This is a genomic window from Bacillus sp. FSL W8-0629 (assembly GCF_038593225.1).
In the GTDB taxonomy this organism is placed as follows: domain Bacteria; phylum Bacillota; class Bacilli; order Bacillales; family Bacillaceae; genus Bacillus; species Bacillus altitudinis.
Genome location: NZ_CP151975.1, coordinates 499,624 through 512,142 on the forward strand (window position 1 = coordinate 499,624; position 12,519 = coordinate 512,142).

Annotated in this window: 8 protein-coding genes; 7 read left to right on the forward strand and 1 reads right to left on the reverse strand. The window is 41.6% G+C overall.

Annotated features, from left to right (window positions below; translation table 11 throughout):
• The first annotated feature begins 39 nt into the window (after positions 1–39).
• On the forward strand, positions 40–2,289 hold the full coding sequence (locus NSQ17_RS02445; RefSeq protein WP_342467814.1) for a hypothetical protein: 2,250 nt from the start codon (positions 40–42) through the stop codon (positions 2,287–2,289).
• Positions 2,290–2,348: 59 nt separating this feature from the next.
• On the opposite strand, the gene NSQ17_RS02450 is transcribed toward NSQ17_RS02445, so the two are convergent.
• Positions 2,349–2,645, reverse strand: coding sequence for a DUF3817 domain-containing protein (locus NSQ17_RS02450; RefSeq protein WP_008347156.1), 297 nt, complete (start codon positions 2,643–2,645; stop codon positions 2,349–2,351).
• A gap of 470 nt (positions 2,646–3,115) precedes the next feature.
• Between NSQ17_RS02450 and NSQ17_RS02455 the strand changes: the two genes are divergently transcribed.
• The 6 genes from NSQ17_RS02455 to NSQ17_RS02480 all read left to right on the forward strand — a co-directional run bounded on the left by NSQ17_RS02455 (position 3,116) and on the right by NSQ17_RS02480 (position 12,466).
• Complete coding sequence (locus NSQ17_RS02455; protein ID WP_045035034.1) at positions 3,116–5,302, forward strand: DNA topoisomerase III; 2,187 nt, start codon at positions 3,116–3,118, stop codon at positions 5,300–5,302.
• Positions 5,303–5,499: 197 nt separating this feature from the next.
• Entirely contained in the window at positions 5,500–6,582 is a 1,083-nt protein-coding gene (locus tag NSQ17_RS02460; RefSeq protein WP_326242431.1) for a glycosyl hydrolase family 8, read from the forward strand.
• A complete protein-coding gene (locus tag NSQ17_RS02465) occupies positions 6,563–7,414 on the forward strand; it encodes a GGDEF domain-containing protein (RefSeq protein WP_035703799.1) in 852 nt (283 codons plus the stop codon). Before NSQ17_RS02460 ends, NSQ17_RS02465 begins: the two co-directional genes overlap by 20 nt.
• The gene (locus tag NSQ17_RS02470; RefSeq protein WP_342467815.1) at positions 7,404–9,119 is read left to right on the forward strand and encodes a DUF2334 domain-containing protein; all 1,716 of its coding nucleotides are present in this window, start codon (positions 7,404–7,406) and stop codon (positions 9,117–9,119) included. Before NSQ17_RS02465 ends, NSQ17_RS02470 begins: the two co-directional genes overlap by 11 nt.
• On the forward strand, positions 9,112–10,380 hold the full coding sequence (locus tag NSQ17_RS02475; protein ID WP_047946135.1) for a glycosyltransferase: 1,269 nt from the start codon (positions 9,112–9,114) through the stop codon (positions 10,378–10,380). The genes NSQ17_RS02470 and NSQ17_RS02475 overlap by 8 nt, the downstream gene beginning before the upstream one ends.
• Positions 10,381–10,384: 4 nt before the next feature.
• Positions 10,385–12,466, forward strand: coding sequence for a cellulose biosynthesis cyclic di-GMP-binding regulatory protein BcsB (locus NSQ17_RS02480; RefSeq protein WP_342467816.1), 2,082 nt, complete (start codon positions 10,385–10,387; stop codon positions 12,464–12,466).
• Positions 12,467–12,519: the final 53 nt, after the last annotated feature.

Here is a 12,519-nt window from a genome sequence, read left to right on the forward strand (position 1 = left end):
CGTATGAGAAAAAGGAACTCCATGAAAGGAAGCGATCAAGTGAAAAGAATACCAGTGATTTTCCTCAGGTATATTGTCTTCTTTATTCCAGCAATCATTCTTAGTGTCTTGGTGTGGAACCATTACCAAGATGATTTGTCAGCAGGGAAAGCGACAGAGTATGACGTCAAACGAATGTTTACATTCGATGAAGGAAAACGAGTGGTGAGTGCTGTATCAAAAAACCAGCAACTCCATTTTGCAATGTATGATCCTCAATCAGGAAAAAGAATCAGTGAATGGACCACGGAAAGCGATACGTTTAATGAAATGCTGCCATCTATTCAAGGGAACCATCTCTTACTTGCTTTAAAAAATAAAGACGAGCAGCTGTTGATCGAGAAACTGTCTCCAAGCGGAGCAAAGAAAGAACTCGTTAAGCAAAGATTACAGATTCCCTCATTTTTAAAAACGAATACATATCAATGGAATGGACGACTCTTGTTTACAGGAGAAAAGGAAGGCGCTGCTGCGGTCCTCGGTGAGCTAAAGAATGGTCAGTTTCATGTCCACAATCTCAACGAGCTGAAGCTGCCAGCAAGACCTGTTTCCATCGATGTCGTCATGAATTCTTTTAGAGGGCAGACCCCATTCCCTATGTTTGAATTGACTTTGAAAAATGACCAGAAGGCGTATGTCAGCGGAATCTCAAACGAGAAACATCAGCTTGGGGTCTATGTCTCCAAAAGTGCTGAACCGTTCAGCCTCATTGAAGATAAAGTCGTGCAGCAGCTGCAAAAAACGATCGGATCATCACAAAACGTTGCTGTCGCTGTCGAATCCACCTATCCAAAAAGACCAAGGAAAGTGGATGCAGAGGGAAGGCTTGGGGAAGTCGTCCCAACACCAAAACCGATTTACCAAACCTTTATCTACCAGCTGAATGAAGAAGAAGTTCTTCTTGCAGGCTCTACAGCAAAGGACGAAGCAAAAGGCAAGCTGACTGGTTATATTTATAATCATCGCACGAATAAGGCGACGTCTGCCAGCAAGCTTTTTCAGTCGTTGTCATATGAATCTTTACAAAAAGAAGATCTCTCTTTTCATAAAAATGTGAAGAGCGATTGGCTCTATTATTCACTTGGCAACCAATTATCGGGGGCATTTGAGGCGAAAAGCAAACAGCTAAAGGAATTCCCTTTGCAAAAGGTCATCTCAATCGAAAATGCCAGTCCAGCCCACCAAACGTCTGTTGACACCTTTATACAATATGTCATGAAGGGCGGACCACTCATTCTCAACTGGGCGATATGGCTCTTTATCCCACTGCTGTTATTTGTGCTAGCGATCTTCCTGCCGCCGATTTTGAGACTGGTGAGAAAGAACAAGATAAAGGACAGTGTCACATTAGAAGCCAATATTGTATCTGTCAAAGAAACGGGTACCTACATCAATGAACAGCCGCTGGTCAACATGCAGCTTCAATTTCAATATGATGGGGAAAATATCGAGAAGGCGGTTAAAACGGTTGTATCCTATACTCAGATACCGCAACCGGGTCAGCGTATCGCCATTCTCTACAATCCGAAAAAGAAAAAAGCGATGCTCTTAAAAGAGGGTGACTTCTCGCAGCCGAGCGAGCCAAAGTTCATCAAAGGCGCTATTTTAAGAAACATAGAATCATATGGAACCGTAGGACGAGGCACCGTCTTATCGCTTACATTTGAAGCAGATCAGAAAAGGTATACCATTCCGATGATTCAAGCCGCTGGTTTTGAGTTTAGAACAGGAGAAAAAGCCGATCTCGTTGTCATCAGCGGTCAGTTGAAAATGGCAGCCTATGGGCATGAAGTGCGGAATCGTGCGGGGAAAGACGTGACATTAACAGGAACGATCCAGCGGGTGAAACAATATCCAGTCACAATTCATGATCAGAAGCCTATTATGCTGGATGTGACGGTTTCTAGCGGAGATCAATCCATCACAAAAACGGTCAGTCAATTCATCCCTGACCATATGGAGGTCGCGCCAGGAACTCAAATCACGATGCAGACAAAACAAGAAGAGCTGGATAAAGAAATCAGTCTTATGCAAGAGAAACAAGGAAGTGCAAAAGTGACCCATGTCTCATTTTCCGGTGTCATCGGCAACCAGCCGTTAGCGATCATTCAGATTGAGAGAGATGGCGTGATGTATGAAGTGAAACAGCCAATCGATCCGATCACTAGCGTACTGCCTGGTGATGAATTATGGGTGGCGTATCACGACATGACGCGTCAAGCAGCCATTGTGAAATATGCATCGATTTAAAAAAGCGTTCCCCAGCGTGAAAAAAAGGGCTAAAACGAATTTCGTTTTAGCCCTTTTGATTAAGCTTTTGTATCATACTGGCGAAGCACCTTATCATAGGCGAAGTTGCCGAAAGGAATGAATGCCGCAAAGAATCCGGCGATGGACCATTTCAAATGCCAGCGAACTTTAAAGGTCACATATGCCAAAATGAGCATGTAGATCACAAACAATGCGCCATGAAGAGAGCCCACAATGGTGACCGCCATCGGAATATCCGCAAAATATTTTAGAGGCATGGCAATTAAAAGAAGGGTTAAAAGAGACATACCCTCAATAAAACCCGCCTGTCTCAGACGGCTGATACTTGTATGCATATACAAATCCTCCTGTATAAAAGCTAGTTTCTCATCTTCTAATATAAACGAAAGATCGTCTGGACATGCGGAAATCTACGAAAAATTCAAAATATGTTCATGTTATTTTTAAAAAATGGGAGAATTGCAGCTGTGATGGATTTTAAAGATTAATCGATATCATGAAATGAGCTAGGTCATAAATGCTAAATTCTTTTTTCTAACGCCTTTTGAATACAGAGGGGTTTTTGTATGACTGGAAAACATAAGATGGAACGAAAATTTGACGGGGTGGTGCATATGCGGCACTACAAGTTCTTATTTCGTGGTACTTTCTGAATACGTTTCAGTGTAGATATGTCTCTATTTCAAGTGTGTTGTCTTTACACTAGTATTTCAGCTCTATTTCTCATTTATGTTCAGCCATTAGAACCGCATCTCCACGTCTGCTATAATAAAAGGATGGATAGAAGAAAGAGATGTGAAATTTCGTGTCAAAAACAGTTGTATTAGCAGAGAAACCTTCGGTAGGACGTGACCTTGCACGTGTGCTGAAGTGTCATAAAAAAGGAAATGGTTTCTTAGAAGGAGATCAATACATTGTCACGTGGGCGCTGGGCCACTTGGTGACACTGGCTGATCCAGAAGGCTACGGGAAAGAATTTCAATCCTGGCGCCTAGAGGATTTACCAATTATTCCAGAACCACTCAAGCTTGTCGTGATGAAAAAAACAGGGAAACAGTTCCAAGCGGTCAAAGCGCAGCTGGCGAGAAAAGATGTAAAAGACATTGTCATCGCAACAGATGCTGGACGTGAAGGGGAGCTTGTGGCAAGGTGGATTCTTGAAAAAGCACATGTGAAAAAGCCTCTAAAACGTCTATGGATTTCGTCTGTTACAGACAAAGCCATTCAAGAAGGGTTCAAACGATTAAAAGACGGCAGAGAGTATGATAACCTGTATCGCTCGGCGGTTGCGCGTGCAGAGGCCGACTGGATTGTAGGGATCAACGCAACAAGAGCGCTGACAACGAAGTTCAATGCGCAGTTATCCTGTGGACGTGTGCAAACGCCAACGATTGCTATGATCGCCAAGCGAGAGGAAGACATTCAGCAATTCCAGCCGAAGCCGTTCTTTGGGCTGACTGCACAAGTTGACGGACTGACGCTGACTTGGCAGGATGCAAAGACAAAACAAAACCGTACATTCCAAGAGGATGTAGTGAAGGAGCGCTTGGCAGCCTGTAAAGGAAAATCTGCAGTGATTGATGCACTGAAAAAAACAGCGAAAAAATCCTTTGCTCCAGGGTTGTATGACCTGACAGAATTGCAGCGTGATGCCCATAAACGCTACGGTTTTTCAGCAAAAGAAACACTGTCTACACTTCAGCGTCTGTATGAGCAGCATAAGCTCGTCACGTACCCGCGTACGGATTCACGTTTCATTTCGGCAGATATCGTGCCTACATTAAAAGATCGACTCAAAGGAATGAACGTTAGACCTTACGCGCAGCATGTGAATCGCATTTTACAATCAGGCATTAAAGCACATAAAGGATTCGTCAACGATGCCAAAGTGTCAGATCACCATGCGATCATTCCAACCGAGGAAGAGCTGTATCCAGGTGCATTAAGCGATAAAGAACGTAAATTATATGACCTGATTGCCAAGCGATTCCTTGCTGTACTGATGACCCCTTTTGAATATGAGGAAACAACAGTGATCGCCAAGATCGGCAGTGAGACATTCACAGCGAAAGGAAAAATTGTGCAATCAGCCGGCTGGAAAGCCGTGTACGATGATTCCTATGAGGACGAGGAATCAGCCGAAGCAGATCAGCACTTGCCGGCATTAACAGAGGGGCAGTCACTTGACGTACGCCAATTAAAAGAGACAAAAGGCGAAACGAAACCTCCTGCTCGTTTTAACGAAGCGACCCTTTTATCTGCCATGGAGAACCCGTCTGCATTTATGGAGAACAAGGAAAAAGACTTAGTGAAAACCCTTGGTGAAACGGGTGGATTGGGGACAGTGGCAACTAGAGCTGATATCATTGAGAAACTGTTTAACAGCTTCTTAATTGAAAAAAAGGGCAAAGACATCTTCATCACATCGAAAGGGAAGCAGCTACTTTCTTTAGTACCTGAAGATTTAAAGTCACCTGCGTTAACAGCGGAATGGGAACAAAAGCTTTCTAAAATTGCGAAAGGCCAATTGAAAGCTTCTCAATTCATGAGTGAAATGAAGTCATATGCAAAACAAGCCGTATCTGAAATCAAACAAACGAATCAAACCTTTAAGCATGACAACATGACAGGCACACATTGCCCTGACTGCGGAAAACTCATGTTAAAAGTGAACGGGAAAAACGGCACCATGCTTGTTTGTCAGGATAGAGAATGCGGACATCGAAAAAATGTGGCAAAGAAAACAAATGCACGCTGCCCGAACTGTCATAAAAAGCTTGAGCTGCGCGGGGAAGGCGATGGCAAAATATTTGCCTGTGTTTGTGGTCATAGAGAGAAACTGTCTGTTTTCGAAAAACGCAAATCACAATCCAATCAAAAACGAGCCAGTAAGCACGATGTGTCCAAATATATGAAGAAACAAAAGAAAGTGGAAGAACCAATCAATAACGCACTTGCAGAACAATTGAAGAAACTAAAATTAGATCAATAGTCGTGTAAAAACCCATGTGAATTCGCATGGGTTTTTTGTTTGTTCGAGTATTTTGACATGTTGTTTTTCTGTAAATGGGAATATGTAAGCGAAAAGACTCGTAATTTGGTATAAAATATTTATTTTCATTTAAACAGAAACGCTCTATAATAAATCGTTAGATGCTTAGAGAGAACAAGGATTGAAAGGGGACACGAATGGATACACCCATATATCGTACAGCTATCGCTATACTCATTGTCATTCTACTAGGCGGATGTACCTGGAAACAGCAGCAACATTCAGCTCAACCAGAACCTGCAAAGCCAGTATTGTCAGGAGAGTACTTTATGACTCACCACTTAATGACAGATCAAGGCATGATCCGGACCTCGCTTGCGGAGCAGCCTACTTACTTATCAGAATCGCTCGGACTTTGGATGGATTATCTTGTTAGAAAAAAAGATCAAACATCTTTTGATCAACAGGTAGATGTCCTGCGCACTCAATTCTTACTGGAACATGATCTTCTTAGCTGGCAAATCGAATCTCATCAAAAAAGCAAAGTCAATGCTTTAGTTGATGACTTACGTGTAGTAACAGCACTTCAAAAAGCAGATCAATTGTGGCAGAAGTCAGTGTATCAAACCACAGCCAAAAAAATCGCAAAAGCGTTAAAAGACAAAAACATGTTCAAGGGTATGTTGACCGACTATTATGATGCATCGACAAAGCAAACTTCACATACAATCACACTTTCATATCTTGACCCAAAAGCAATCAAAGAACTAGTATCCCTCCACCTATTCACAGAACAAATGATGAACAACCAATTGGCCATTCTAAAAAATGCACCGAGACAAAAAGGATTTTTTCCAAAATCTTATGACATAGCGAAGAAAGTCTACTCGTTTGATCAGGAAATCAACTTGATCGACCAGCTTTATACGGCTCTTTATGCCGAACGTGCACAGGTTGATACATCAGTCATCATGAAATGGCTGAAAACCAACTTCCAAAAGGAAGGAAAACTGTATGGACGATATAAACTGAGCACATTACAGCCAGCAGTGACGTATGAATCGCCTTCAGTCTATGCACTGGTGATCTTATATGCACTCAAACAGGGAGAAGATGATTTTGCAAAAGACGTCTATCACCGAATGAAAGAGCTGCAAATCCAAGATCCTCTCAAGCCTTATTACGGAGGCTACATGAACGAAAAAGATACACACTCATTTGATAATTTATTGCCTCTAATTGCAGAAAGGGAGCTTCTAAATGAAAAGGTTATTCAGTAACACCTATCGCACGTATTATACGCTGCTCCTCACGTTTGCGGGACTCATTTTATTTATGGGCTACTTGAATGGACGTGATGCGGAGAGTGTCATGATCATCACACTCACATTTGTCGTGATAGGATGCGGCATTTTATTTGGTATTTTGCCAGCATTGGTTTTTACTTTGTTGATTTTGTTCTTTATAGGAAGCGGGATGTTCTTTACAGAGCTTGGTCACACAAATTCACTCTTTTCTAATCAAACGTTGCAAGATGTCGTGATATGGGGCGTGGCGCTTCTCTTTTTTGCTATTTCTGCTGGAAACGTGCATGAGCGAATAAAAACGATGCGTTACACCATTGACCAACAAAAGAGGGCCATCAAACAATTTGTAGCGATTGACTCAACCACAGGCTTTGACAATGCAGAGCGGATGAGGCTCGAATTGTCTGAGGAAATGAAACGAGCAGAACGATATAAACAGCCATTCGTCTTTATCCTTCTTCATATGCACTACTCAGCGGAATTCAAAACATTATATGGAGAAAAAGAAATGCAGCATCTTTTCCAGCAACTCAGTATGAAGATTCGCGAAAGTGTGAGAGAAACCGATAAGAAATTTCGATTATCCGAAGAACGAATCGGGCTGCTGCTCACTCACACACCTGCAGAAAACGTCTCGATCGTTCTTGAAAAGCTAAAGGATAAACTGCAAACGCATGTCCTGCTAAATGGTCGTGAAGTGACCTTAACTTTTCATGTCTGTCATTTAACAAGCAGCTCGGACTATCGGACACCAGAGCAATTTTTAGAAGAACTAGAAAACGAGATGATGATGAATGAACTTTAATGTTTTGACGAAATGTTGTTTGTTAATCGTTCTTTTCTCTATGCTTTCGATCAAAGACAGTACATCAGCCGGTGCACTTGAGAAAGAGTCAAGGACCCTCATCGTCTATTCCACACAATCAGGTGAGACAACGCCAACTGTTCATATGCTTGATGTACTTGTGGGGCATTTTTCCACACGAACGACCATTTTATCTGATGAACAAATCACTGAAAAGAACCTCAATGACTCTCAGCTAGTTATCTATATAGGTGAAGAAAAGAGAACGTTGAAAGCACAAACCATTCGTCTCATAAACGAATCAAAACGCTTAATCGCAATAGGATACAATGCGGAACAGCTTCGTCCATTCTCCAAGCTTACTTTTCACAAACAAGATCACATCAGTCAAATCAAAGATGCTGATGATCAAGAATACCGTCAGCTAGAGAGAGGAATCACAGCTCAGACGGTTCAAGGGACAGATCTGCAACGTAAATTCTTATTGAAGAAAAATCAAGCTGAACAGCCATTTGTGATTCAAACAAAAGAAGGTGCGGCATATGTCGGAATGCTAAATATCCTTCAGCACGACAAGCTGCTTGCAGAGGTGCTGGAAAGTCTCCTGTCGGCTTCTAATCAAACGACGACAAAGTACTTACAGCTTGGGAAGATTAACCCCGTCACGGATGAGAAGAAGTTACTTGAACTTGGACGATACGTAACAGCTCGCCACATCCCTTTTCTGCTGGCGGTGACCCCTATATGGATTGATCCAGCAACAGGGGATGAAGTGACGCTCAGTGACCGGCCTAAACTTGTCCACGTGTTAAAACAATTGCAAAGCAATGGAGCTAGTGTCGTTATTCACGGGTTTAGCCGTACGTATCGAACGGAGGAGTCGGGTAAAGGCTTTGAATTCTGGGATGTCAAGTACGATCAGCCCGTTACGTCAAATGAACCAGAGAAAGCTGATCAGCAGCTGAACAAAAGCTTTTTTCCGAATGAAAAAGATTTTAATGCGTATATCACATCCAATCAACATCAAGAAGCCATCTATACAGAAGAAAAGCTGACAAAAGGCATTGAACTGCTTGCGCAGCAGGGGTTATATCCGCTTGCATTTGAAGTGCCGAATGATGCCATTTCCCTGCAAGGCTATGAAGTGATTTCCCGCCATATGTCCAGTCTATTTGGACAGGTGCAGCTCTCAGACCGTACATGGAAATCAAGTAGTGAATCACCATTTTTGTCGACACCCGCCATGCTTCATGGCATGACTTTATATCCTGAACAGTCTATAGATACAGCGTCTGACCAAGAAGGTGCAAACATACTGACTGAGCAAACAATTCAATCCATGCAGCATATCCAATCCGCCGCCATTGGGCTGTCCTATGATGTGGAAGCGGGGATAGATGGGCTGCAAGATGTAATCACACAAATGGATGCGATCCCTTCTAGTGAATGGCTAGATTTAAAGAAAACAAAACAGACTGTTCAAACTCAGAATGTCCAGATCAAAACAGCAGGAAATGGACATATTCAAATAGAGCAATCCAATATAGCTGAACCAAAAACAAACAAACGAAGCGGGATGGAAAATATGCTTCGAATACTCACAATGGTGGTGCTGCTCTTTATTGTGGCATTTGCTTTTTACACATTGTATTTAAGGCTGACGATGAAAAAACGGATCTTTAAGGAGAGAAAATTAGGTGGCTGATATCTTATTTTACCTATCATTAATACTGATTTGGATCATGCTCCTATATCATATGTTTCTGATGCAGGGAGGCTTTCAGCACTATTTAACTTACGAAAAAGTGCTGCCTAAATGGACGAAACAAGGGAAAGATCTGCCGACCGTCAGCATTCTCATTCCAGCACATAATGAAGAAGTGGTCATTCGGCAGACGCTAAAAGCCATGGTCCAGTTATCCTATCCCAAACACCTTCTTGAAATCATTGTGATTAATGACAATTCCTCTGATCGTACAGGGGAGATTGTGCAATCATTTAGTGAGCTATACGATCATGTTCATATGATTGAAACAAAGCCGCCATTTGCAGGGAAGGGGAAATCTACTGCACTGAATGAAGGCTTGAAGGCTTCGACAGGAGACGTTATTTGTGTATACGATGCAGATAATATGCCTGAAAAGAAAGCTGTCTACCATTTGGTTCTTGGATTATTGAATGATCCTAAAGCAGGTGCTGTTGTCGGGAAATTCAGGGTCATCAATGCAGCCAAAAACCTCCTGACAAAATTCATTAACATAGAAACGATCTGCTTCCAGTGGATGGCGCAAGGCGGGAGATGGAAATGGTTTGGCATTGCGACAATACCAGGCACCAACTTTGCGATCCGTAGGCACATTTTAGAAGAGCTTGGCGGCTGGGATGTCCATGCACTAGCTGAAGACACTGAATTAACAATTCGTGTGTATAATCTGGGCTATGTGATTCGGTTCTTTCCTGCTGCGATTACATGGGAACAAGAGCCTGAAACATGGAAAGTCTGGTGGCGGCAACGAACACGCTGGGCTAGAGGCAACCAATATGTTGTGCTCAAATTTTTAAGGCAGTTTATGAAATTAAAACGAAAACGAATGATTTTCGATTTATTTTATTTTTTCTTTACGTATTTCCTATTTTTCTTTGGTGTACTGCTCTCCAACGGCATTTTTATCGTAAACTTATTCGTTGATCTTCACTTATCTGTGGGAGCTGTGGCACTCATCCTATGGGGATTAGCCTTCTTCCTCTTTTTAACAGAAGTGATGATTACGTTAAGCATAGAGAAAACAGAGCTGACCAAACAAAATATTCTCATTGTCGTTCTCATGTACTTTACCTATTCTCAAGTATGGATTGCGCTTGTTGTGTACTCCTTATGTGTAGAGGTGAAAAGCCGATTATTGAAACAAGAAGTGAAATGGTACAAAACCGAGCGTTACAATCAACAACAAAAGAAAAGCGGGTGACATATTGAAATCGTTAAAATGGTTGATTTATATATTAGGATTATCCTTAGCGATCCAGCCTTTTTTCATGGCAGGTCAAGCAATGGCGCAATCCAACCGAGTTCAAGTCAAAGATGATTGGGTTCAATCTTCAAAAGAAAGCAAAACAAAAACGCAGCATCTATCAGAAGACGTAGTGACCTTATATGGGCAAGAAGACCGCACTGAATTTACCTATCAAGTGGATCAGGAAAAAACAGAGTCAAGCACATTGACGTTCAATATAGAGGCTTCACCATTATTGATTTCACCTTCCTCATTCACTGTTATGATTGATGGAGAGATCGAAAAGACCATCCCTGTATCAGGGAAAAACCAGAAAAAGTCGATTCAAATCAAGTTGAACAAAGCACAATTGAAAAAAGGTACTCACCGCATTCAGGTCACATTTTATGGTGTTTTAAAAGAAGGCGTGTGTATCAACCAAGAGACACCTGCTAATTGGCTAAAAGTGTATCCTGAAAGTGAACTTACATTCAAAGGAATCCAGACAAAAGATTTCACATTAGATAGCTTTCCATCACCTTTTATTCAAACAGGTGATCAGAAAGAACAGACAGACATTGTAATTCCTAATTCACCGGATGCAGCTGAATTAGAAGCAGCCATCAAAGTATACCGTACGTTGAAAAACAAAGATCGCCAAAAAGAGATCAAACTTATCCAAGAAAAGGACATCAAGCAAGTGGCTCACCCAACGATTGCTGTGGGAGCTAAAGGAAGCTGGGATGGACGGATGAAAACGATTGAACAAGCTGCAGGAATTAAAACGAAAAGCAATCATCTTACGTTAGCGATGAGAACTTTGACAGCAAAGAAAACAGAACAGCCCATTCTATTTGTGACAGCGGAAAAGCCTGTGACAATCGCTGAAAAAATCAATGTTCTAACTCAGTCAGAATTAACGGATCAACTGACTGGAACAGACCTAGTGCTTCAAAAGGCTGCAGCTCAAACGTCTAAATCATCTCACAAGATTCGTTTGAAAGATTTTGGCGGAGATGATGTCACGGTTGGGACCAACAAGACGGCATCCGACCACTACTATTATCCGAAAGCGCTACTGGCTAACCAAAAATCAGGTGCAAAGCTCAATCTTTCATTCAAAAAATCTGATACAGCGGCAAGCAAAACAGAACGGTTAACTGTTATGATCAATGACGAACCGCACGACGTACCATTAACAAAACTAGGCAGTAAAGATGCGAATGGATTCTATCATGTCTCGATTCCAGTCGATTCAAAGATACTTCAAAAAAATGAATATATTGATTTGCAATTTGTCACAAGTGGTTTTAAAAACATGGAATCCTGCAGACATACGGATGAAGAAGGCTGGATATTCATTGACAAAAATAGCTCTTTACAAATACCAGAAGGAACAACGAGTGAAAAGACAGATTTAGCCGCATGGCCGCTTCCGTTCACTTCGAAAAATACATTGATCATCATACCAGATCAAATCAAACGTGAAATAATCAATCAAATGGCCATGTTGACGGAATCTTTTAGTCAGCCAGAAGTAGCTCAATATCATTTAATAAAAGCTTCTCAAGTAACAAATGAACAATTGAAAAATCACCCTCTCATTTTTATTGGAGGCATTCAAACATTCTCTCTTCTGAAAGAAAAAGCAGCCGATCTCGTTGTTCCGGTGAAAAAGGATCAGTATGATGTATCTTCTTTCGGCATGATCAACGAAACAACGGCTCGAATTGTATGGACGCAGCCATCTGTTTGGAATAAAGAACAGACAATGACAGTCTTTTCAGGAATGACTGCAGCTGAAGCTAACGTGTCAAATGAAGTAATACAATTTCTTCAAACAAATACAGAAAAAGCAACAGTTGCAATAGAGAGTAAAAACAAAGGCGTGTTTACTAATCATCAATCCGTCAGTAGCACATCGAGCAGTCTGAAAACAAGTGAAAAACAAAGCAGTAGCGAGTCTTGGATTTACTTTGCGTGTATCGCTGCACTCATCCTTTTTGTGCTTGTGATGATTGTCTATTTCGTACGAAAAAACCGTAAAAAGACTGAGTTCTAAACGATCAAAAGACCTTGAAAAAATCTCTTTACTTTGGTGTCAAACGGGAGTAT

Coding starts and splice junctions, on each gene's coding strand:
- NSQ17_RS02465 (WP_035703799.1), top strand. CDS start 6,563: ATGAAAAGGTTATTCAGTAACACCTATCGCACGTATTATACGCTGCTC.
- NSQ17_RS02460 (WP_326242431.1), top strand. CDS start 5,500: ATGGATACACCCATATATCGTACAGCTATCGCTATACTCATTGTCATT.
- NSQ17_RS02470 (WP_342467815.1), top strand. CDS start 7,404: ATGAACTTTAATGTTTTGACGAAATGTTGTTTGTTAATCGTTCTTTTC.
- NSQ17_RS02450 (WP_008347156.1), bottom strand. CDS start 2,645: ATGCATACAAGTATCAGCCGTCTGAGACAGGCGGGTTTTATTGAGGGT.